Below are 21522 nucleotides of genomic sequence, written 5' to 3'. Positions count from 1 at the left end.
CCTCCAGTCGGCCGACGGCGCCCCCGCCGTCTCACCAATCGACGAGCAGCGGCTTCGTCCACCCGTTTGGCCGCACGGCCAGCAGCGGCGGCCCCCCGGCATCTCCCGGCGCCCCGTGCGCCCGTGCCGCGGGCGGCGGGGCCGCCGCCTCGATCGCCGCGCGCACGGTGTCGCGCGCCAGCGGGGCGAGGTTGTTCGTGTCGCTCAGATGGACCAGGCAGACGCCGCGGCGGCGGCCGGCATCCCGCGCGACGGCCGCGGTGCGGGCGAGCGCCCGCGCCGCGTCGTCGTTGCTGAGGTGTCCGCGTCCGCCGAGGATGCGGTTCTTGAGAAACCAGGGGTAGCCGCTGACGTGCAGCAGCCCGAGGTCGTAGTTGCTCTCGAGGACGGCGAGATCGGCCTCGGCGAGGTACCTGTCGAGGCTCTCGTCCGCCGCGCCGAGATCGGTCGCGATGACGACGCGCCGCCCGGCCGCCGCGATCGCGAGCCCCACCGGTTCGACGGCGTCGTGGGGGACCGGGAACGCGGTGATCTCGAAGGGCCCGACGGCAAAGGGCGTGCCCGGCGCGAACGGCCGCACGTCGGCGCCGGCGAGGGCCTGGGCCGCGGCGGCCGCCGTGGCCGCCGTCGCGTACACCCGCACGCCGGCGGCGCGGGAGAGCGGCCCGGCGCCGCGTGCGTGGTCGTCGTGCTCGTGCGTCAGCACCACCCCGCCCACGTCGCGGGGCGCGAGTCCGAGGCGGTCCAGCGCGCGTTCGAGCGCGTCGAGCGAGATCCCCGCGTCCACGAGCACCCGGTCCGCGCCGCACTCGAGCAGCAGGACGTTGCCGGCGCTGCCGCTGGCGAGCACCGTGACGCGCAGCGCGGTCATCGCAGCCGGATCTCCCACGGCATCAGCGCGAGCACGCCCTCGCGGAGCAGCATCTCCGCGGCGTCCAGCATGCCGAGGGCCGAGCGGCGGCCGATCGTCACCGCGCGCGGCGGCCGGATGATGAACACCGGCACGACGCGGGACGGCGCGAGGCCCATCAGTTCCTTCGCCGTGTCGATGGCGGTGTAGAAATCGCCGAGCCGGTCGACCAGCCGGTGCTGCATCGCCTGGCGTCCCGTCCACACGCGCCCGCGCGCGACCGCGTGCACCTGCTCGCGAGGCAGCCGGCGGCCCTCGGCGACGCGGTCGACGAACCGCGCGTAGATCTCCTCGGCCTGCGCGCGCAGGCGCCGGCGCTGCTCCGGAGAGAACGGCCGGAACGGCGAGGTCATCGCCGCGGCTTCCCCGCGCGTCAGGATCTCCTGGTGCACGCCGGCGCGGCCGGCCAGCTGCTGGATCGTGAACTTGCCCGAGATCACCCCGATCGATCCGGTGAGGGTGCCGGCCTGGGCGACGATGCGCCGCGCGCCGGCCGCGACGTAGTAGCCGCCGGAGGCCGCGACGTTGCCGAAAAACGCGACGACGGGCTTGGTGCGGTTCGCCTGCGCGACGGCGCGCCAGATGAGATCCGAGGCGAGCGCGGAGCCGCCCGGCGAGTCGATCGACAGCACGATCGCTCCAAACAGCGGATTGCGCTCGACGGACCGGATGGCGCGGACCAGCGACGCGTGCCCGCTGGCCTCCCCGCGCACGAGCGGCAGCGGGATGGGCGGCCGCGGCCGGCTTTCCCCCATCTGGATCGATCCCCGCACGGCGATGACGGCGACCGCGCGGCCGGGCATGCGCCACCGGAACGGGGCGCGCAGGCGCCGGCGCGCCACGCGCCACGGGACGATCGCGGGCGGCCGGCGGCCCGCCGCGAGATACGCGGGCAGTTCGTCCTCGTACATGAGCGCGTCCACCAGGCCGGCGCGCCGTCCGTCCTCGGCCGAGAGCGGCGACCGGTCGATCGCGCTCCGCACCGCCGCGGGGTCGAGGCGCCGCGCCGCCGCGATCTCGCCGGTCAGGTCGTCGTACACCGAATCGAGGATCGCGTTCATCTGCTCGCGCATCGGCTCCGACATCCCGCGCCGCGTGAACGGCTCGACCGCGGACTTGTACTCGGCGATCTGCTCGAACTCCCCGGCGACACCGGCGCGCTCGAAGGCTTCGCCGAAGAACGTGACCTCGAGGACGGCTCCGCCGAGCTCGAGCGCTCCGCTCTCGGGCATCACGATGGCGTCCGCCACGCTCGCGAGATAATACTGGCGCGTCGTGGCCTGCGGCAGGTAGGCGACGATGCGGCCGCCTCGGGCGCGGTACTCGGCGAAGGCGTTCCGCAGGCTCTGTACCGAGGCGAGGCCGGCCGGCAGGTCCCCGATCGTGATCACGACGCCGGCGGCCCGCCGGTCCGCGCGGATCACCGCGAGCTGCCGCCGCACGTCCTCGATCGTCGGCGGCTGCCGCACCCACCACGGGTCGCGCGTCCGATGGTGGGGATACGGGCCGCTCAGTTCCAGGAGCACGTACGCCGGGCGCGGGCCGAAAAGCGAGACGAGCCCGTTCCGGATGAGGATGAACGTGTCGTAGATCAGGTCGCTGAGGCGGATGAACAGCAGTCGCATCGCGGCTATACGTTCGCGGACGTCATCCGGCCTTTCCTCGCGCCATCCGGAGCGAGATGGCCGCCGCGATAACCGCGACAACGACGGCGGGCCAGTTCACGGCGCGCGCCTCGGCCCAGGCCGGTTCCGGGCCCGGCAGCCCCGTCCAGACGAGGGCCCGGCCGTCGCGGCCGGCGGCGTTCGTGACCGTGACCGCGCCGGGGACCGTCAGGAGCACACGCATGTCCGGCGCGCCGGCCGCCCGGGCCCCGGGGGCGGCGAGGGTCTCCGAATAGGTCGTGACGACCCCCCATGTTCGCTTCTTTATATGAAGGACCCCAAGCGCCGGGGCGGACGGGGTAAGCAGTCCGGCGAACGTTCCCTGATCGACGCTCTGCTCCAACTGTGCCCGCCCGGCTTCGGTCCCGGTGACGCGGATATCGAGTGTGGTCCCGCCCGTCGCGGCGAAGAGCACCGCCGCCACAAGCGCGCCCAGCCAGAATCCCGCGACCGTGCCGCGCATCAGAAGCCTCCGTGTCGCCTACGCCGTGCACCGAAGGTTCACCGCGCCGGCCCCGCCGGCCTACGTGCCCGAGCCCGCGGCGGCCCCGGGACGAGGGAGGAATCCGGGCGCGCGCGAAGGCACGGCCGATGGCAACCCGCGCGCCTACCCGCCGGCGGAACGCCGCCGATGCCCGCGACGCCGTGCGCCGGCGCGCCGCCGCGGTGGTGCGGGCCTCCGGGATGCGGCGGCCGCCGTTTGCGCCGGAGCGATACGCGGCGAAATGCGGGGTCGCGGCGATCATCGCCGGCGCGCCGGAGGGCGGTCCGGTTCGCGTCGAGCTGCGCGGCACGGTCGACGGCGGGGCGCAGCGCACGTTGATCGTGGTCGACCGCCGGCTCCCGCCGCACACGCCGCAGTGGAACGGGGCCATCGCCCTCGGCCTCGGCGAGACAATGGTCCCCCCCGGCGTGGCGGGTGAGGGGCGCCGCGCGCTCACCGAAGCCGCGGCCGCCGACCTGCTTCTTCCCGCGGCCTCCTTCCGGCCGGCCGCGGCGCGCACGGATCTCACGATGGACGGGCTGCGCGATCTCTCCGCGCGATTCGCGGCGCCGCTTCGGCTGACGGCGCGCCAGTGGCTGTCCGTCGGCCTCTGGCGCGGCTTCGCGCTGCTGTGGCGCGAGGACAACGGCGCCCTGCGCCTCGGCTGGCGGGCGGGGTCGTCCGGCCGGTTTCCCCCGTCGCTCGCCCTCGGGGCCGACGCCGCCGCGGTCTGGGCGCCGGAGTCCCGGTTGTTCGCGACGCACCGCACCGGCCGGGCGCACCACGGCGTCGAGGAAGTACATACAGGCGCCGGGACGGCGTGGTGGTTTACACGATTCGCCACGGTGCGTGACGGCGCGGGCGACGCGGGCGCCGCCGCGCGCCGGGCGGTGTTCGCGATGGTGATGCTCGCGCCCGGCGCGTCCCGCCGGCCACAGGGAATCCCCTCCGGACCTTCGAAGTAGACGCGCGATGGTCCGGGGCGGCCGCAACGTATACGGTTATGCGATCGGCGTTCTAATGCTCGACACGGTGTTTCCCCGCATCCCCGGCGACATCGGCAACGCCGGCACGTTCCCCTTCCCGGTTCTGTATCATCGCGTGCGGCAGGCCTTTCCGTCCCGCGTCATCCGCGAGGCGGACCCCGCGCTGCTCGACGGCTTCATCGAGGGCGCGCGCGCGCTCGAGGCCGCGGGCGTGCTGGCCGTCACGACGGGGTGCGGCTTTCTCTCGATGTTCCAGCGGCAGCTGGCCGAGGCCGTACGCGTGCCGATGTTTACCTCCGCGTTGCTGATGGTGCCGATGGTGGCCCGCATGCTGGGGCCCGACCGCGCCGTGGGCATCCTCACCGTGGACGGCGGCGCGCTCGGGCCCCGGCACCTCGCCGAGATGGGCATCACGGAAGAAGTCCCCGTCGTCGTCGCCGGCCTCGAAAAGGGCCACGCCTTCACGCCGGTGCTGCTCGACAACGAGCTCGAGCTCGACGTCGAGGCCGCGCGTCGTGAGCACGTCGAGGCGGCGCGCGATCTCGTCGAACGCCATCCCGAGGTCGGCGCGATCGTCCTCGAGTGCACGAACATGCCGCCGTACGCGGCGGCGATCCGCCAGGCGACCGGACTGCCGGTGTTCGACATCACGTCGCTGGTGCGTCTGGTCCACGCGGCCCTGGTGCCGCCCGGCTATCCCGACCGGTAGAATCCGGCGGGTGCGGGGCCCCCGCGCGGCCCGGAATTGCGGAACTTCTTGCGCGGTTTATCGCTATGGTAATATGGGCAAGCCAATATTTGATGTCTCCTTTGCATGCGCGCCTGGCGCGCCAATAACGGAAGGAGTTTGTCTATGAAACCGTCCCACGGTTCGCCGCTGCGGCCATTGCTGGCGGCCTTGCTGGTGGCCGCGTTGCTCATCGCGCCGTTCACCCAGATCCAGCGCGCCTCCGCCGCCGACGGGTCGCTCGTGCTCGCGGCCATCCGCGTGCTGCAGGAAGACTACGTCGACCAGGTTCAGCCGGTGACCCTGCTCAACGCGGCGATCGTGATCTTGCGAAAGGCCACGAACCTGGGCGCCGACGCGCTGCCGGACATCCCCGCCACGACGCCGCCGTCCGACGCCTCGGCGCAGTTCTCAACGGAGTTCGCCAAGGCGGCGCAGACGGGCGTGATGCCGGAGACCGAGCTCGCCTATACGGCGACCGCGGGCATGCTGGCGTCGCTGCACGACAGCCATACCTTCTTCCTCGACCCCGCCGCGCTTCGCGAGAGCCGGCGGCAGATCTCCGGCAACCCGGGCTTCACCGGGATCGGCGTCACGATCGTCTCGCGCAAGGACGCGGCCGGCGCCGCGTGGATCTTCGTCGAAGACGTGTTCCCCGGGTCGCCGGCGGCCGCCGCGGGGGTGCACCGCTTTGATCGGATCATGGAAGTCGACGGCAAGCCGCTGAAGGACGTGAACGTCGTCGACGCGAGTCAGATGATCCGCGGGCCGGCGGGATCCACCGCGTCGCTGGTAATCCAGCGCGCGGGCCGGACGATGCCGATCTCCGTCGTTCGCGCCGCGATCCGCGTGCCGCCGGTCGAGGCGCGATTCGCATCGCCGGGCGTCGCGTACCTCAAGGTCTTCGGGTTCTCGCAGGGCGCCGGGCGGAGCCTCCGGGACTCCATCACGACGTTGGAGCACGAGGGGCAGATCAAGTCCGCGATCCTGGACCTGCGCGGCAATCCCGGCGGACTGATCATCGAGGCCGCCAGCGTGGGGGGGATCTTCCTGCCGAGCCGCACCGTGCTGGCGCGTATCACCGAGCGCGGTGAGCAGCCGAGCGTGCTGCGCGCGAGCGGCTCCTCGCCGCTCGTCAAGACGCCGCTCGTCGTGCTGGTGGACGGTCAGTCCGCGTCCGCCTCGGAGATCCTCGCCGGCGCCTTCAAGGACTACCACCGCGGGACGATCATCGGCGAGAAGACCGCGGGTGCCCTCGGCGGGTCGGTCACCGTGCCGCTGCCGGAGGGCGGGATGTCGGTGACGGTGGAGCGGATTCAGACGCCCAAGAACAGCGCGGTCGAGGCGGTCGGGATCACCCCCGAGGTGCCGGTGACGCTGACGGTGGCGGACATGGAGCGGGGTCAGGACACGCAGCTGCAGGCGGCGCTGCGCGCGCTGCACGCGGCATGGCTGTGGCTCCGGCACCTTCGCGCGGCGTGACAACCGAGGCGCACGGGTAGCGCCGCCGTCTCGACGATCCAACGAAGGGGTGTGTGACGCGGGGACGGGCCGGGGCATTCGCCCCGGCCCGTCCCCGTTGCTGTTCCGATTCCGGCCGCCGCGGGCGGATCAGCGCAGCAGGCCGAGTTCCTCGAGTCTGCGGCGCAGCGCGGTCGGCGTGACGCCGAACATCCGCGCGAGCAGGTGCACCACGTCGTCGGTTTCGGTCTCCCGCTGGCGCATGCCGAGCGTCTGGTCGATCCGCGGCGCGAGCTCCGCGAAGCGCGCGCGGACCTTCTCTTCCGGCATCAGGACCTCGGCCGCGAACGCCCGCGCCTCGCGCTCTTCCTCGCGCCGCCGCGGCTCCGCGATCGCCGGCCCCGCCCCGGGCGCGCTGCTGGCGACGAGGGCGGTGTGCCCGAGCGCCGCGTGGCCGAGCTCCTCGGCGATGATCCACCGCAGCTCCGCGTCGGTATAGCCGCCCCGCGAGGAGATGGCGATTACGACGCGGCCGCCGTCGCGTCCGATCGTGCCGCGCTGGCCCGGCGGCAGCGCACGTTCCTGCACCGGGAACCCGAGGTGCTCAGCGACCTTCCGGACGTCGACGGGGAGCTCGCGCGACGCCCCCAGGGCCGCCCGCGCCCGCTCACGTGCGCGGGCCGGACCGGCGGCCGCCGGCGCGCCGGATGCGGACGCCGCCGCGGTCCCGGCCGATGCGGCCGGAGCGCCGGCCTGCATGAACGCCTCCAGGGCCGCGAGTTCGCGCCGCGCCTCGGGCGAGAGCGACGCGCGCGGGACTTCCATTTCGACGGTGCGGCACGACGGGCAGAGCCAGGCGACGGGGTCTTCGCATGGACTGTCGAAGAACGGCTCGCGTGCCGCGCCGCACGTATCGCAGTGGCGCGTCGTGCCGGTGCCGGGCTCGGTCAACATGGTAAGGACGATTGTAGCACAGGCCTGCAAGTCCTAGGCTGTCGGCGCGGCCTCCGCGTGACGTTCTGCCTCGTGGCAGGCGACCAGGTGGCCCGACTCGAGCGCGCGCAGCACCGGCGCCTCGTGCAGGCAGCGCTCCGTCCGCCACGGGCAGCGCGGATGAAACCGGCATCCCTCCGGCACATGCACGGCGCTCGGCGGCTCCCCCTCGATCTCGATGGTCTGGCGGGACGGCGCTTCCACCTCCGGGATCGCCGACAGCAGCGCGAGCGTGTACGGATGCAGCGGCCGGGCGAACAGCGCGCTCGCCGGCGCCTGTTCGACGATCTTGCCGAGGTACATGACGGCGACCTGATCGCTGAGATACCGCACCACGCGCAGATCGTGGGAGATGAAGATCATCGTCAGGCCGAGGGTTGTGCGCAGGTCGAGCAGCAGGGCCAGGATCTGCGCCTGGATCGACACGTCGAGCGCGGAGACGGGCTCGTCGGCAACCAGCAGTTCCGGGCCGACCGCGAGCGCGCGCGCGATGCTGACGCGCTGCCGCTGGCCGCCGGAGAACTCCCCGGGATATTTGTGGGCGTCGGCCGCGCCGAGACCCACGAGCGCCAGCAGCGCGGCCACGCGGGACGGGCGGTCCGCCGGCGTGCCGACCCCGTGTACGGTCAGGACTTCGGTGAGCGCGCTGCCCACGGTCTGCCGCGGGTCGAGCGACGAATAGGGGTCCTGCAGCACCACCTGCATCCGGCGCCGGAACGGCGCGAGCCCATGCTCGTCGAGACGGGTGAGGTCGACGTCGCCATACCACACGGCGCCGCTGTCCGGCTGGTAGAGGCGAAGCAGGCAGCGCCCGAGCGTGCTCTTGCCGCAGCCGGACTCGCCGACCAGTCCCAGCGTGGTCCCCCGCGCGACGTCGAAGGACACCCCGTCGACGGCGCGTACCGCTTCGAGCGGCCGCCCGGCCACGACGTCGAGCACGGACCGGGGCAGGGGGAAGTGCTTGACGAGGTCGCGGACGCGCAGCAGAGGCTCAGACGGCAACGGCCGCTCCCACCATCTCCGCTTTCAGGCACCGGCTGAGGCGCCCCGGGCCGACCTCGCGCAGCGGGATCTCGCCGCGCCGGCACTCCGCGGCGGCGAGCGGGCAGCGCGGCGCGAAGGCGCACCCTTCCCCGAGCCCCACGAGATCCGGCGGCGCGCCGGAAATCGGAACCAGCGGCCGGTCCCGATTCATGCTCGGCACGGACGCGATGAGGCCGGCGGTGTACGGGTGGCGCGGGTGCGCGAACAGCTCCGCGGTGGGCGCCGTCTCCACGATCTGGCCCGCGTACATCACGGCCACGCGATGCACCACCTGGCGGACCACGCCGAGGTCGTGCGTCACGAGAATGAGCGCCATACCCAACTGCTGCTGCAGCGAGGCAAGCAGCCGCAGAATCTGCGCCTGGATCGTGACGTCGAGCGCGGTCGTCGGCTCGTCCGCGAGCAGGACGACGGGGCGCCGCGCGAGCACCACGGCCAGCATCACGCGCTGCCGCTGGCCGCCCGACAGCTGGTGGGGATACGCGCGCAGCCGGCGCTCCGCGTCCGGGATGCCGACCTGGCGCAGCAGGTTGACGATCCGCCGGCGCCGCTCGCTCCGGTCCGCCGGTCCGCCGGTCAGCGCTTCGCCGATCTGCCGCTCGATCGTGAGCACGGGGTTGAGCGCCGTCATCGGATCCTGGAACACCATCGCGATGCCGCGTCCGCGGACGGCCTCGAGCTCGCGCTCGGAGAGGCGGAGCAGATCGCGGCCCTCGAACCGGACCGCGCCGCCGGTGATCCGCGCCGGCGGGTGGAGCAATTTCACGATCGCGCGGCACGTCATGGTCTTGCCGGATCCCGATTCGCCGACGAGGGCGAACGTCTCGCCCGGCTGTACGGAGAAGCTGACGCCGCGCACCGCGTGGACGATGCCGCGGCGGGTGGGGATCTCGAGCCGGAGGTCTTCGACCGCGAGGGCGGGTTCGGTCACTGGCCGCGAACGCGCAGCAGATCGGAGAGGCCGTCGCCCACGAGGATGAAGGCGATCCCGGCGAACATGCAGGCGAAGCCTGGGATCGTCGCGACCCACCACGCTGTGTACATGAACGTCCGGCCCTCCGCGATCATGAGGCCCCACTCCGGCGCGGGCGGCCGCACCCCGAGCCCGAGGAAGCCGAGCGAGGCCGCGGTGAGAATCACGAGCACGATGTCGGAGGCGAGGTAGGTGACCGCGGGCGCGATGGCGTTGGGCAGAATGTGCCGGAAGACGATGCGCGACCGGCCGAAGCCGAACGCGCGCAGCGCGGCGACGTACTCGAGGTTTTTTTCGCGCAGCACCTCCCCGCGGACGAGCCGGGCGAAGACGATCCACCCGACGGCGCCGATCGCGATGAGGATGTTCGTTTCTCCCGGCCCGAGAAACGCGACGATGGCGATGACGAGCACCGTGAACGGAACCGCCGTGATCACGTCGACGGCGCGCATGATCACGATGTCGGGCCACCCGCCGGTATAGCCGGCGAAAGCGCCGGCCAGCGAGCCGAAGATGAACGGAAAGACGACCGCGAGCACGCCGATCCGGAGATCGATGCCGGCCCCGTAGAGGACGCGCGTCAGCACGTCCCGGCCGTAGTTGTCGGTCCCGAAGGGGTGGGCGGCCGACGGCGGCCGCAGCATCGCGTTGAGGTCCTGCGCGTTGGGGTCGATCGGGAGCAGCACCGGCGCCAGCACGGTCGCGCCGGTGAGCGCGAGCAGCATAATCCCCCCGATGACGATCCCCAGCGGCAGCCGGATGCGTCCCGGGCGGGCCCCGGCGAGGGTCCCGACGGCCGCGGTCGTCCCCGCATCCGCGCTCACACGCCCGTCCTCACCCCACGCGGACCCGCGGATCGAACAGCGGGTACACGAGATCGGTGGTCAGGTTGATCAGCATCGTGCCGAGCGCGAACATCAGCGTCAGCGTCTGCACGACGACGTAGTCGCGCGACAGAATCGAATCCACCATCCACGAGCCGAGCCCCGGGATGGCGAAGACGATCTCGATCACGACCGAGCCGCCGATCGCGTAGGACATGCGGACGCCGACGAGCGTGACGATCGGAAGCATCGCGGCGCGCAGCACGTGGCCGAAGAGGACGGCCCGGCCGCGCAGGCCTTTCGCCCGCGCAAAATCCACGTACGTCGTCGTGAGCACATCGATCAGCGAGGACCTTAAATTCCGGTTCAGAACGGACGCAAACGCGTAGGACAGGGTCAGCGCCGGCAGGAAGAGGTGCTGCAGGTTGTCCGCAAATCCCTCGCCGTAGCCTTCGGCGGGCAGCCACCGCAGCTTCAACGAGAAGACGATCAGCAGCAGGATCCCGATCCAGAACGCCGGCGAGGCGAGCGGCACCGCCATGAAGGCGCGGATCACCTGGTCCGGCCAGCGGTTGCGGTAGAGCGCGGCCAGGAGTGCCAGCGGCACCGCGATCAGCACCGACAAGATCAGGCTGTAGACGATCAGAAAGAATGTGACGCCCGTCCGCCGCGGCAGCATGGACATCACCGGCGTCTGGTAGCGCAGCGACTGGCCGAGGTTGCCGGTCGCGAGATTCCGCATGTAGATCGCATACTGCTGCCAGATTGGCCGGTCGAGACCCCACTGATGCCGCAGCGCCGTCACCGACGCGTCGGTAGCTCGGTCGCCGAGGATCGCGGAGGCGGGGTCGCCCGGCACCAGCTTGATCAGCAGAAAGATCAGCACGGTGACGAGCAGCGCGATCGGCACCATCTGGCCGATCCGCCCGAGTGCGTAGCGCATCATGTGCCGCTTCCGGGACGCCGGGTGCCTAGAGTCCGGTGTGGCGCCGGCCCGCTATTGTGTCACGCTCACGTTGGTGAAGATCCACGGGCCCGTGGCCAGCTGGACGAAGCCCCTCATGTTCTTATTGAGGGCGTCCGTGTACGGCGCGTAGTAGAGCCAAATCAGCGGCGCGTCGGCGATCGCCAGTTCCTGCATCTTATAGTAGATCTGGCGCCGCTTCGCCGTGTCCAGTTCCCGCTCGCCCTGTTTGATCAGCGCGGTCATCGCGGCCGACTGATAGCCGGTGTGGTACGACTTGGCGGTGACGTAGTCGAACTCGTACGCCGCCAGTTCGGACGGGTCGGGCACGTCGTTCGTCCATCCGCCGACGTACACTTGATAGTCGAGGTTGCGCATGCGCTGCGTTGCCGCGGCGCGGTCGAGCGGCTCGATCTCCAAGTTGACGCCGATCTTGGACCACATCGCCTTGAGCAGTGTCGTCGCAGTCTGCGCGTCCGCGTTGCCGGACTGGACCATCGCGTGCAGGGTGACCGAACTGCCGACGCCGGCCTCCCGGAGCAGCGCCTGCGCTTTGTTGAGGTCCAGGGTGTACGCTTTCAGCCCTTTGTCGAAGAACGGCGTCGTGATCGGCAGGAACGACGTCGCCGGCGTGCCGTTTCCGTACAGGACGGCCTTCACGATGCCGGCGCGGTCGGTGGCGTACGAGAGCGCCTGCCGCAATTTGACGTTGTTGAGCGGCGCCTTCGACACGTTCAGCAGAACGTGCTGGACCGCGGTCGACGGATTGAGCTGGACCTCGATCCGCGGATCGCCGCGCAGCGCCGAGAGCAGCGAGAACGGCGGGTAGTCGATGCCGTCCACGCGCCCGGACTGCAGGGCGATGGTGCGCGTGTTGTCGTCGGGAATGTAGATGATCCGCAGCTCGGGCGTCCGCGGCAGGCCCCGCGTGTAGTAGTGCGGGTTGGCCCGCATTGTCAGTTGCTCGCCCTTCTTCCAGTCGACCAGCATGTAGGGGCCGGAGCCGATCGGGTGGTTCGAGATCTCCTCGTGGGACGCCGACTTGAACGCCTTGACCGAGCCGATGCTGTTGGAGAAGAGCGACACGTCGGAGAGGAACGGCGCGAACGGCTCCTTCAGCGTGATGGCCACGGTGTGGGCGTCCAACGCCGTGATCGCCTGCATCGGTTCGAGCGCCCACTGCCACGGGCCGTCGAGATCGTGCGCCCGCTGGAACGTCCACACGACGTCGGCCGACGTCACGGGCTCACCGGTGGAAAACACCGCGTCCGGCCGCAGCTTGAACGTCCAGATCTTCCCGTCGGCGGAGACCTTCCAGCTCGTCGCGAGATCCGGCACGAACCCGTCACCCGCGGCGTTCACCCGCAACAGTTGCTGATAGATCTGCATGTACGCCCAGATGTTCGGGTTGGCGTCCTGGGTGACGGGGTCGAGGTCGTCGGCCGCGCGGTTGACGCCGAAGCTGATCACCGTCTTGAACCCGGCCGCGCCGGTCGGTGAGATTGCCGGGAACAAGCCGAACACGAGACCGATCGCGGCCGCCGCTGCGGCCGTCACGCGAAGCATGCGCACGGGCATCCGCCTCCTGTGCCGAAATGTGGCGCGGCGGGCACAGCGGAACAGGTCCTGCTGTGCCCGGTACGCCACGGTTCGGCGTCCCGCCGGGCAGTTCCTCGCCCTCCGGCGCCGCGCGGATCCGCCGCGAGGCCTGCCCGCAGACGTTGGCCGCCCCCCGAAGTCGGGTAGATATCGGGTACATCCGTGGCGTCACAATCCTCGGTCGAAAACGGTCGCCCCGGCCGGCCTCCGGGTGGGGTCGTAGCACCGGTGCCTCCGCGCCGGCCCGGCCTCATGTCGGTCGAGATGGCGCTCGCGGCCGCGCTGGTGGCCGCCGTCACGCTCATCGGCATCGCGCTGCGGTCCGTCTCGGTGCGCTCACAGGCGATCGTGGCGCCCGGTCTGTTCCTGTTCATCCCGCTGATCGCCGCGCTTGCCTACCGGGCAGGCCGCGGCATCGGTCTGTGGACCGCGCTGCTGGCCACCGTCGCAGTCTGGGCCTACCTGCTGCCGGCGACGGACTCATGGCCCGCGGTCACGGCGACCCTGCCGACGCTGGCGCTGTTTGCCATCACCGCGTTCGGCGCGGCGGAAGGCTTTGCGCGCGCGCGCGAATGGGAGCAGCAGCGCCGAAGGATCGAGTATGCGACCGCGCATCTCGCGGCCATCGTCGAATCGTCCGACGACGCGATCTTCAGCAAGAGCATGGACGCCGTCATTCTCTCCTGGAATCTCGGCGCGGAGCGGCTGTACGGATACACCGCGGAAGAGATCGTCGGGCGGCCGGTGGCGACGCTTGTGCCGCCGGAGCGGCCCGATGAGATTCCGACGATCATGGCGCGCCTGCGCCGGGGCGAGACGATCTCGCGCTTCGAGACCGTCCGGGTGCGGAAGGACGGCAGCCGCGTGGACGTGGCGCTGACGATCTCGCCCATTCGAGACGGCGCCGGGCGCATCATCGCCGCGTCCACGATTGCGCGTGATATTTCCAGCCGGCTGCGTCTCGAACAGCGCCAGCAGCTGCTCGTCGACGTGACGGCCGCGCTCTCGGGCGCCGTGACACCGAGCCAGGTCGCCCACGCCGTCGTGGAGCGCGCGACCGCGGGGTTGGGCGCGGCGGCCGCCGCGCTGTGGCTGACGACCCAGGATGGAACCTTTGATCTGATCGCGACGATGGGGTATGGGGACGAGTTCGTGGAGCGGTGGCGGCGCGTCGCGCCGGGGCAGGATCGGCATCTCGACCAGGCGGTGAAGACCGGCGCGGTGATGTGGCACGACGTGGGCGTGGAGACGGAGGGCCATCGGGGCGATCGCGACGGGCTGCCGGACGGGATCCGGGAGGGCGCCGGCGCCGTGGTGCCGCTCACGCTTGAAACCACGGTAGCGGGCGCGCTCTCGCTGCACTTCGCCCCGCCGCGCCGGCTCGACGGCGACGAAGCGGATTTTCTGCTCACGCTCGGCAGGCAGTGCGCGCAGGCGTTCGAGCGCGCACGCCTCTACGCCCACGAGCACCAAACCGCGGGGACGCTTCAGCGCGCGCTGCTGCCGGCGGGGATGCCCGAAGTCCCCGGGCTTCGGCTGCGCGCGGTCTACGTGCCGAGCGCGCAGGAACCGAGCATCGGCGGCGATTGGTACGATGTCTTCCGGCTCCCCGACGGGCGAGTCGCGCTGGCGATCGGCGACGTGGTGGGCCGCGGCCTCGAGGCCGCGGTCGTGATGGGCCAGGTGCGTCAGGCCGTCCGGGCCGCGGCCCTGGAGGGGCATCTGCCGGCCGAAGTCCTCGCGATCGCGAGCCAGGTGATCCGGCTCAGCCACGGGCACGAGGGCATGACCACGGCGATCTTCGGGATCTTCGATCCCGTGACCGGCGGGTTCGCGTACGCGACGGCGGGACACCCCGCGCCGATCGTGGCGAATGCGCTCGGCGTCCGCCTCCTGCCGTCCGGCGGCCTCCCGCTGGGCTTCCTGGACGCGCCGGCCGCGCCTTCCTGGGCGGTCGAGCTGCCGCCGGGGTCGCTGCTCGTGCTGCACACCGACGGGTTGATCGAGTCGACGCGCGATCCGGCCTACGGGCAGGCGGCGCTGCTCGACGCGGTCGCGCGCGAGGCCCAGGAGCGCTCACCCGACGCGGCCCGCACGATCCTCTCGCGCATGGTGGGCCAAACGGCGCCCGACGACATCGCGATCGTGATTCTCGCGGTGGACCCGCATCCGGTGGACCGGCTCGACATTATGCTGCCGGCCCTGCCGTCGAGCCTCCGGTTGATGCGGCACGCGCTGCGGCAGATGAGCCGGGGGCTCCAGCTCGACGAAGAAACCGTCTCCGCGCTGATGATCGCGTCCGGCGAGGCCGTCAACAACGCGATCGAGCATGCCTACGGCGCCGTGCCGGGCACGGTGGTGCTGCGCGCCGCGCCGCAGGAGGGCATGCTGCGTGTCGAGATCCACGACCGCGGCAGGTGGCGGCCGGAGCGGGCCCACAACACGGGCGGGCGCGGCCTCGATCTGATCCGTGCGCTCGCCGAAGAAGTGGACATCGTCACGACGCCGGCGGGCACGACGGTCACGTTCGCCATCCCGCTGCCGACCAAAACGACGGGCGCGCCCGGCGCGGAGTCCGCGCCCACGCAGGCCCTTCCCAAGGAACCCTCGGCGCCGATCGTGCGTCGTGTAGGAAGCGCGTCCCGGTCCGGCCGGGCGGCCGGGGATTGGCAGAACTGGAGGACGCGCGTCGTGGACGGCGTGCCGGTGGTCGAGCTCTCCGGCGACGTAGATCTCGACAACGTCGGCCGCTTCAAGGCGATGGTCCAGGACGCCTGCGGGCAGGCCCGGCGCGGCGCGGTGGTGCTGTCGCTGACGCCGGTGCGTTACTTCGACAGCCAGGGCCTGCGGGCGCTGCTGCAGACGGGACAGCGGCTGGCGACGATGCGGTGCATGCTGCTGCTGGTCGTCGGCCCGGAGGCGCCGATGCGTCCGGTGCTCGCGGCGATGGACATCGCCTCCGCGCTGCCGGTGTTCGACTCGCTGGCGGACGCGATCACGGCGGCGCGCGTCAGAGAGTCCTGAGCGAGTCCTCGGACCGGCCGCCGGGGGCCGACATCAGGCCCAGGCGGGCATAACAAGCATCAGGCAGTAAGGGAACGGGGGGAGCGCACAATTCGGAGGGAACGTGCCGGCTCGCGCCGGCCTGACCACGTTACTATCTTCGGGCGCCTCGCGCCGCACGCGCGAGGCGCCGCCGTTGCGCTGACAATTGCGATCGTCGCCGTCCTGCCGGGCGCCGCGCCCGCGCTCCCCGCGCCTTACGATCGCACGTCCGTCAGCGTGGGCGGCCGGGCGCTGCCCGCGATCGTGGTCCACGCGCCGTTGTCGCGCTACCGCCTCGGCGTGGCGCTCGCCGGCAGCCGCGTCGGCGACAACGCGTGGCTCGCCTCGATCGCGCAGTCGTCCGGCGCGGCCTGCGCCATCAACGGAACCTTCTTCGCCGCGTACGCCGGCGAGACGCGTGAGCCCTACGGCACGCTCGTCGTCAACGGGCGGCTCCTGCACCTCGGCGACTTCGGCACCCGGCTCGACGTCTTCGACAACGGCGGCATGCGGATGGCCCGTGACCGCCTGCAGATCCGAGGCTCCCTCGACGGCCGCGAGAGTTACCCGGACAACTGGTACGCCTACAATCTCAACCAAACCCCGACGGCCGCGACCGGCGCCTTCATCTATACACGGGACCGCGGTCCGAGCCTCGGGTTCCGGGCCGATCTTGCGATCACGGCCCACCGCGGCTGGGTGGTCTCGATCGAGCAGTACCGCGACGCCCCCATTCCCGAGGACGGCTTCGTGCTGGCGCTGATGGGCCGGGAGGTGGGCGTCCTCGGCTGGAAGTTCCGGATCGGGCAGCGCATCGACTACCGCGCCGTGCAGGACGGCGAGCCGCTTCGCACCCGCTTCAGCCTGGGCGCCGGGCCGAGGCTGGTCGACCACGGCGCCGTCGTTTCCGACGCCGTGGCCGAGGGCTTCCACGATCCCAAAATTACCGCATACCGCGGCACGCGTTCGCTGATCGGCTACACGTCGGACCGGCAGGTCCTGCTCGCCGTCGTGAGCGGCGCCACGATCCCGGAGGCCGCCGAGGCAGCGCGGCGCCTCGGCGCGTGGGACGCGATGAATCTCGACGACAACGCCTCGAGCAGTCTCATCTGCGCCGGCAACTACCTCGTGCGACCCGGCCGGGAGATCGCGAACGCGCTCGTGCTGTGGCCCGTGACGGCGCCGTAGCCGCCGCGGCCTCTTACGGATGGTTCTCTCGCTGCCTTCATGTGTGCTACCCCGCGCGTTCGACGTGCGACCGCAGCCAGGTGAGGATGTTCGGCCAGCCGCGATGACTGGTGCGCGAGCTCTCGGTCGCAAGCCCCGAGTGGGTCACACGAACCGTCGTGACCCCGGCCTTTTCTTCCAGATCCCAGCGCACCACGCTCTCGGTGTCGTCTCCCTGCCAGTCGGGACGCCACGTGAAGACGAGGAGGCGCGGTCGCTCGATCTCGCGGTACACGCCGGTGACGGTGAACGGCCGCCCGCCCATGCCGGTGCCGCGCATCACCCGCCGGCCGCCGGGGCGGAGGTCGGACTCTATGTGCGTCGTTTCAAACTGCCCTTTGTACCCCCACCATTTCATGCATTCCTCGGGGTTGGTCAGCGCCTCGAAGATCCGGTCCGCCGGCGCCTTGATCGTGATTTCCTCGACGATGGTGTCGTCTGCCCGCGTTGCACTCATCGCGTCTCCTCCACGTACTGCTTGAGATTGCGGAGCCTCTCGCCCCAGAACGCCTGATAGTCCTGGAGCCACGCGCCGACCGTGCGCAGCGGTGCGGCGTTCAACTGACAGATCCGCGCGGTACCGTCCCGGCGGGTGACCACCAGGCCCGCGGAGCGCAGCACCCGCAGGTGCTTCGAGATCGCAGGCCGGCTCGTCCGAAAATGCCCCGCGAGCTCCCCGACCGTCCGGCGGCCGCCGCGCAGGAGGCCGAGGATTCTCCGGCGGGTCGGGTCGGCCAGCGCCCGAAACACGACATCACGAGGGGTCCGCTGATTGGTAACCATTCGGTTACCAATAAGATAGGCCGCGGACGGCCCGGTGTCAAGAACTTCCTGGGCTGCTTACGCGCGCGCCGGCGCCGCGGGCCGGATGTTCTGGTTCACCCGGAAGAAGTTCGCCGGATCGTACCGTTCCTTGATCTTCGCCAGCCGATCGTAGGTCTCGGACCCGTACGCCGCGCGCACACGATCGGCCCCCTCGTCGCCGAGAAAGTTGAGGTACGGGGCGCCCGTGGCAAACGGCTGCACGGCGTCAAACGTCCGGCGCACCCACGCGATGTGCGGCTCCGCCGGTTCGGCGGCGGTCCATAGACCGACGACGTTCATCGCGTAGCGCGGTGCGCGGTGCCGGAAAGCGGTCGCATCGGGATTCACGCGGCTCACCGCGCCCTCGAGATGGTGGATGTGGAGCGTCGTAAACGGCGACAGCGGACGCATCTTCGCGGTCTCCGCGGTCAGCGCGTCGATCGCGGCGTCCGAGAGGTCCGCCACATAGTGCGTCTTCCAGTACGAATGGATCCCGCGCGGCGCGCTGGCGTCGAACATGCCCTGGAGGATGGTATACGGCACCGGCCCGACGTGCGCCACCGCGGGCGGCCCGAACGAGACGAGCGGCTGCGCCACCCGCTGTCCGTCCTCCACGGGCCCCGCATAGCACACGGCGACCGCGAGCATCGGCGTTCCGTGCAGCGACTGCGGGATGAACGGCAGGGGCGGGGCGGTGATGAACGCCGCCATGGACGTCATTTCGTCCGGCAGCGTGGCGACCCACCGGTTGTAGAAGCGCAGCACCTCGCGGGCCTTCTCGGCCGGATGGAAGACGGCGCCGCCCACCACGATGGGGCCCACCGGATGGAGCCGGTATTCGAACGAGGTCACGATGCCGAAGTTCCCGCCGCCGCCCCGCAGGGCCCAAAGGAGATCGGGATGGCTCGCGGCGTTCGCGGTCACGAGCCGGCCGTCCGCGGTCACGACGTCGGCGGAGATCAGATTGTCGATGGTGAGACCGTGTTTTCGCATGAGCCATCCGATGCCGCCGCCGAGCGTGAATCCCGCGATCCCGGTTGTGGTCACGAGCCCGCCGGTCGTCGCGAGGCCGAAGGCCTGCGTTTCGCGGTCGAACTCGCCCCAGGTAAGCCCCGGCTGCGCGCGTGCCGTCCGCGCCTCCGGGTCCACCCGCACCCCCTTCATGGGAGCCAGGTCGATCACGATTCCTCCATCGCATGTACCGAAGCCGGCGACGTTGTGCCCTCCGCCGCGAACGGCCGTTAGCAAGGTCTGCGCCCGGGCAAACCGGACGGCGGCAAGAACGTCGGCGACCCCCCGGCACCGGACGACGACGCGGGGCCGCCTGTCGATGTACCCGTTCCACACCGCGCGGGCGGCGTCGTAGCCGTCGTCGTCCGGGACGATGACGTCGCCGGCGAGCTGTCCTCTCAACTCCCGGACCGCGGCCTCGTCCACGGTGCCGCCACTGCTCTCGGACCTGTCTGTCATTCAGGACCCTCCGGTATGTGCGTTGATGCGAAACGTGCCTCGATCGGTTCGGAATATTTCTTGCGTTGACCTGCTCGGAACGCCGCGACGTTCGCGCCGCGGTTTCGAGGCGTACTATGGAAGCGAGCGGCGCGCGGCGCCGCCGAGGAGGCCCATCATGTTCGAGGAGATCCTGAACCGGTTCGGCGAGATCCACGAGCGGGCCACGGTGAAGACGGTGTTCGGCGAGCCGTATCAGGTCGCTGGCCGCACGATCATTCCCGTGGCGAAGGTGTCGTTCGGCTTCGGGTTCGGCGGCGGGCGCGGCGATGCGAAAGACGGCGGCGGGGAAAAGTCCGGCCCCAGCGGCGCGGGCGGGGGCGGCGGCGGACGGGTGTCGGTGAGGCCCGTGGCGGTGCTCGAGGTCGGCCCCGACGGGACGAAGGTGAAGCCCATCGTCGACGTGGCGCGGCTGGCGGTCGCCGGCATGATGCTGGTCGCATGGAACGTCTTCTGGGTCACGTACACCGTGCGCCGCTGCAAGGCACGGTGACGGGGTGCGGTGACTACGTTACGATGGTGCGGCCAGAGCGTCCCAACACGTCCGGCTCAGCCGCGCGATGTGCGCGGTCGCGACGGCCTTGCCCGGTTCGCCGTTCGCCAGCACGCGCGGCACGGGATAGGTGTAGACGGTCAGGACGAACAGCGGCCGGTCGTTCTGGAAGATGATGCCGCAGTCGCACACGGCGTTGCCCCCGGTGCCGGTCTTGTGCGCCACCTTGGTCCCGGTCGGCAGCAGCGCGGGCAGGCGGGCGATCAGATTCTGCCAGCTCAGGATATCGATCGCGTACCGGCAGAGCGCCGGCGTGGAACCGAGACGGTCCGCGGCGGCCTCGTCCTCCGTGCCGCGCAGGATGGCCTCGAGCAGATGCCCGACGTCCGCCGGGGTGGTCGCGTTCAGGCGGCCCACGTCGTGCGGCGGGACCTGGCCGGGCGGCATCAGCGGGTAGTCTTCGGTGGGGATGCCGGCGCGGTGGGTCGTGCCGGCCATGCCGATCGAGCGGCAGAGCTCGTTGATCCGGTCGAGGCCGACCAGGTCGGCGATCGTGCCGGTGCACACGTTGTCGCTCACGATGATCATCATGACGAGAAAGTCGTGGAGCGTGAGCGTCGAGCCGGGGCGGAAGTGCTGCAGGCAGCCGCTGTCGCTGATCTGGTACCGTGATTCGATCGCAATCCGCTGATCGAGCGCGAGGCGCCCGGCGTGGACGTCCCGCAGCGCCGCCATCAGTATCGAGATTTTGCGCGTGCTCGCCGACGGTACCACCACGTCGCCCCGCCGGTTCGCCGACGCGCCGCCGCGCAGATCCTTGAAATACCAGCCGGTCTCGAACGGCTGCGCCGCGCACAGCTCGTCGAGCGAGGCCGCGAGTTGGCCGCGCGCCGTGATCATGCCGGACACCACCGCCTTCGCCTAGAGTCGGGCCAGGGTCTCGTATTCCTCGTCGCTGAGCCGCAGCCCCGCCGCGGCCACGTTCTCCTCCAAATGCTCCGGCGACCCGGTGCCCGGGATCGGGAGCACCGCGGGCGAGCGGCGCAAGAGCCACGCGAGCGCCACCTGCGCCGGGGTGGCCGCCCGTTTCAACGCGACCTTCGCGAGGTTCGCCGCGAGCGTCTTGCCACCGCGCCGCGCGGCGGCCAGTGGGGCCCAGGGCAGAAAGGCCAGCCCCTCGCGCGCGCACACGTCGACGACGTCGTCGGATTCCCGTTCGGCGAGGCTGTACTCGTTCTGCACGGAGACGATGCGGGCGACGGCCTGCGCCCGGCGCAGTTCCTCGACCGAGACGTTGGAGACCCCGATGTGCCGGATCTTGCCCTGCGCCTGCATCTCCGCGAGCGTCCCGACCGACTCTTCGATCGGCACCTTGGGGTCCACCGTGTGCAGTTGATAGAGGTCGATGCGCTCGAGCCGCAGGCGGCGGAGGCTGCCCTCCAGCGCCTCGCGCAGGTGCGCGGGCCGGCCCCTCGCCACCCACGCCCCTCCCGGACGGATGAACCCCGCTTTCGTCGCGATGACGAGCCCCGCCGGATACGGGTGCAGCGCCTCGGCGATCAATTCTTCGGAGACGCCCGGGCCGTACGAATCCGCGGTGTCGATGAGCGTAATCCCGAGATCGACCGCCCGCCGTAGGACGCCGAGGGCGCGGGCGCGGTCACGCGGCGGTCCCAGACCTCCGCGTCCGAGGATGCGAAGCGCGCCGAAACCGAGCCGCGCGACGCGCAGATCGCCGCCGAGGACGGTCGTGCCGGCGGCCGCCGCGGTCGGAACGGGGGGAACGGGGTCGGGCATCTCGTTTCTCCCTTTCGG

Annotated in this window: 20 protein-coding genes; 6 read left to right on the top strand and 14 right to left on the bottom strand. The window is 71.3% G+C overall.

Annotation, left to right across the window (positions count from 1 at the left end):
* Positions 1-31: 31 nt before the first annotated feature.
* The 3 genes from VKT83_05740 to VKT83_05730 are packed head-to-tail and all read right to left on the bottom strand — an operon-like array spanning position 32 to position 3037.
* A complete protein-coding gene (locus tag VKT83_05740) occupies positions 32-871 on the bottom strand; it encodes an MBL fold metallo-hydrolase (GenBank protein ID HLY21951.1) in 840 nt (279 codons plus the stop codon).
* The gene (gene sppA / locus VKT83_05735; protein HLY21950.1) at positions 868-2535 is read right to left on the bottom strand and encodes a signal peptide peptidase SppA; all 1668 of its coding nucleotides are present in this window, start codon (positions 2533-2535) and stop codon (positions 868-870) included. Before sppA ends, VKT83_05740 begins: the two co-directional genes overlap by 4 nt.
* Positions 2536-2557: 22 nt before the next feature.
* The gene (locus VKT83_05730; protein ID HLY21949.1) at positions 2558-3037 is read right to left on the bottom strand and encodes a hypothetical protein; all 480 of its coding nucleotides are present in this window, start codon (positions 3035-3037) and stop codon (positions 2558-2560) included.
* 128 nt (positions 3038-3165) lie between these two features.
* Here VKT83_05730 and VKT83_05725 point away from each other — a divergent pair, with 128 nt between their 5' ends.
* The 3 genes from VKT83_05725 (at position 3166) to VKT83_05715 (ending at position 6253) form a co-directional block, all read left to right on the top strand.
* Complete coding sequence (locus VKT83_05725; GenBank protein HLY21948.1) at positions 3166-4023, top strand: hypothetical protein; 858 nt, start codon at positions 3166-3168, stop codon at positions 4021-4023.
* Between the two features lie 7 nt (positions 4024-4030).
* Entirely contained in the window at positions 4031-4753 is a 723-nt protein-coding gene (locus tag VKT83_05720) for an aspartate/glutamate racemase family protein (GenBank protein ID HLY21947.1), read from the top strand.
* A 144-nt stretch (positions 4754-4897) separates the two neighbouring features.
* Positions 4898-6253 (top strand): S41 family peptidase, encoded by a 1356-nt coding sequence (locus VKT83_05715; GenBank protein ID HLY21946.1) that lies wholly within the window; start codon positions 4898-4900, stop codon positions 6251-6253.
* A 129-nt stretch (positions 6254-6382) separates the two neighbouring features.
* Here VKT83_05715 and VKT83_05710 read toward each other — a convergent pair whose 3' ends face one another.
* Genes VKT83_05710 through VKT83_05685 form a run of 6 tightly spaced genes read right to left on the bottom strand, consistent with a single transcriptional unit; the run spans position 6383 to position 12596 of the window.
* The gene (locus VKT83_05710) at positions 6383-7186 is read right to left on the bottom strand and encodes an ImmA/IrrE family metallo-endopeptidase (GenBank protein HLY21945.1); all 804 of its coding nucleotides are present in this window, start codon (positions 7184-7186) and stop codon (positions 6383-6385) included.
* Positions 7187-7219: 33 nt separating this feature from the next.
* The gene (locus VKT83_05705) at positions 7220-8227 is read right to left on the bottom strand and encodes an oligopeptide/dipeptide ABC transporter ATP-binding protein (protein ID HLY21944.1); all 1008 of its coding nucleotides are present in this window, start codon (positions 8225-8227) and stop codon (positions 7220-7222) included.
* Positions 8217-9200 (bottom strand): ABC transporter ATP-binding protein, encoded by a 984-nt coding sequence (locus VKT83_05700; protein HLY21943.1) that lies wholly within the window; start codon positions 9198-9200, stop codon positions 8217-8219. The genes VKT83_05705 and VKT83_05700 overlap by 11 nt, the downstream gene beginning before the upstream one ends.
* The gene (locus VKT83_05695) at positions 9197-10066 is read right to left on the bottom strand and encodes an ABC transporter permease (protein ID HLY21942.1); all 870 of its coding nucleotides are present in this window, start codon (positions 10064-10066) and stop codon (positions 9197-9199) included. Before VKT83_05695 ends, VKT83_05700 begins: the two co-directional genes overlap by 4 nt.
* Before the next feature lie 10 nt (positions 10067-10076).
* Positions 10077-11012, bottom strand: a complete 936-nt coding sequence (locus VKT83_05690; GenBank protein ID HLY21941.1) for an ABC transporter permease — start codon at positions 11010-11012, stop codon at positions 10077-10079.
* A 51-nt stretch (positions 11013-11063) separates the two neighbouring features.
* Positions 11064-12596: an ABC transporter substrate-binding protein gene (locus VKT83_05685; GenBank protein HLY21940.1), complete on the bottom strand. Its 1533-nt coding sequence runs from the start codon at positions 12594-12596 to the stop codon at positions 11064-11066.
* A 261-nt stretch (positions 12597-12857) separates the two neighbouring features.
* Between VKT83_05685 and VKT83_05680 the strand changes: the two genes are divergently transcribed.
* Both VKT83_05680 and VKT83_05675 read left to right on the top strand, forming a co-directional pair.
* Positions 12858-15653, top strand: coding sequence for a SpoIIE family protein phosphatase (locus VKT83_05680; protein HLY21939.1), 2796 nt, complete (start codon positions 12858-12860; stop codon positions 15651-15653).
* Positions 15654-15911: 258 nt separating this feature from the next.
* Positions 15912-16862, top strand: coding sequence for a phosphodiester glycosidase family protein (locus tag VKT83_05675; GenBank protein HLY21938.1), 951 nt, complete (start codon positions 15912-15914; stop codon positions 16860-16862).
* A 46-nt stretch (positions 16863-16908) separates the two neighbouring features.
* On the opposite strand, the gene VKT83_05670 is transcribed toward VKT83_05675, so the two are convergent.
* The 3 genes from VKT83_05670 to VKT83_05660 all read right to left on the bottom strand — a co-directional run bounded on the left by VKT83_05670 (position 16909) and on the right by VKT83_05660 (position 19175).
* Positions 16909-17358: an SRPBCC domain-containing protein gene (locus VKT83_05670; GenBank protein ID HLY21937.1), complete on the bottom strand. Its 450-nt coding sequence runs from the start codon at positions 17356-17358 to the stop codon at positions 16909-16911.
* Positions 17355-17651 carry a metalloregulator ArsR/SmtB family transcription factor gene (locus VKT83_05665; protein HLY21936.1) on the bottom strand — a complete coding sequence of 99 codons (297 nt, stop codon included), beginning with the start codon at positions 17649-17651 and terminating at the stop codon, positions 17355-17357. The genes VKT83_05670 and VKT83_05665 overlap by 4 nt, the downstream gene beginning before the upstream one ends.
* Before the next feature lie 90 nt (positions 17652-17741).
* Positions 17742-19175 (bottom strand): FAD-binding oxidoreductase, encoded by a 1434-nt coding sequence (locus VKT83_05660; GenBank protein ID HLY21935.1) that lies wholly within the window; start codon positions 19173-19175, stop codon positions 17742-17744.
* Between the two features lie 157 nt (positions 19176-19332).
* Here VKT83_05660 and VKT83_05655 point away from each other — a divergent pair, with 157 nt between their 5' ends.
* Entirely contained in the window at positions 19333-19707 is a 375-nt protein-coding gene (locus tag VKT83_05655) for a spore germination protein GerW family protein (protein HLY21934.1), read from the top strand.
* 18 nt (positions 19708-19725) lie between these two features.
* On the opposite strand, the gene VKT83_05650 is transcribed toward VKT83_05655, so the two are convergent.
* On the bottom strand, positions 19726-20607 hold the full coding sequence (locus tag VKT83_05650) for a serine hydrolase (protein HLY21933.1): 882 nt from the start codon (positions 20605-20607) through the stop codon (positions 19726-19728).
* Between the two features lie 21 nt (positions 20608-20628).
* On the bottom strand, positions 20629-21504 hold the full coding sequence (locus tag VKT83_05645; protein HLY21932.1) for an aldo/keto reductase: 876 nt from the start codon (positions 21502-21504) through the stop codon (positions 20629-20631).
* Positions 21505-21522 lie beyond the last annotated feature (18 nt).

This window comes from bacterium, assembly GCA_035308905.1.
GTDB lineage: Bacteria > Sysuimicrobiota > Sysuimicrobiia > Sysuimicrobiales > Segetimicrobiaceae > DASSJF01.
Note: the sequence above shows the minus strand (reverse complement) of the source record. Positions and strands in the feature narration are given on the sequence as shown.

Coding starts and splice junctions, on each gene's coding strand:
- VKT83_05740 (HLY21951.1), bottom strand. CDS start 871: ATGACCGCGCTGCGCGTCACGGTGCTCGCCAGCGGCAGCGCCGGCAAC.
- sppA (HLY21950.1), bottom strand. CDS start 2,535: ATGCGACTGCTGTTCATCCGCCTCAGCGACCTGATCTACGACACGTTC.
- VKT83_05730 (HLY21949.1), bottom strand. CDS start 3,037: ATGCGCGGCACGGTCGCGGGATTCTGGCTGGGCGCGCTTGTGGCGGCG.
- VKT83_05725 (HLY21948.1), top strand. CDS start 3,166: ATGGCAACCCGCGCGCCTACCCGCCGGCGGAACGCCGCCGATGCCCGC.
- VKT83_05720 (HLY21947.1), top strand. CDS start 4,031: ATGGTCCGGGGCGGCCGCAACGTATACGGTTATGCGATCGGCGTTCTA.
- VKT83_05715 (HLY21946.1), top strand. CDS start 4,898: ATGAAACCGTCCCACGGTTCGCCGCTGCGGCCATTGCTGGCGGCCTTG.
- VKT83_05710 (HLY21945.1), bottom strand. CDS start 7,186: ATGTTGACCGAGCCCGGCACCGGCACGACGCGCCACTGCGATACGTGC.
- VKT83_05690 (HLY21941.1), bottom strand. CDS start 11,012: ATGATGCGCTACGCACTCGGGCGGATCGGCCAGATGGTGCCGATCGCG.
- VKT83_05685 (HLY21940.1), bottom strand. CDS start 12,596: ATGCTTCGCGTGACGGCCGCAGCGGCGGCCGCGATCGGTCTCGTGTTC.
- VKT83_05670 (HLY21937.1), bottom strand. CDS start 17,358: ATGAGTGCAACGCGGGCAGACGACACCATCGTCGAGGAAATCACGATC.
- VKT83_05660 (HLY21935.1), bottom strand. CDS start 19,175: ATGACAGACAGGTCCGAGAGCAGTGGCGGCACCGTGGACGAGGCCGCG.
- VKT83_05655 (HLY21934.1), top strand. CDS start 19,333: ATGTTCGAGGAGATCCTGAACCGGTTCGGCGAGATCCACGAGCGGGCC.
- VKT83_05650 (HLY21933.1), bottom strand. CDS start 20,607: ATGATCACGGCGCGCGGCCAACTCGCGGCCTCGCTCGACGAGCTGTGC.
- VKT83_05645 (HLY21932.1), bottom strand. CDS start 21,504: ATGCCCGACCCCGTTCCCCCCGTTCCGACCGCGGCGGCCGCCGGCACG.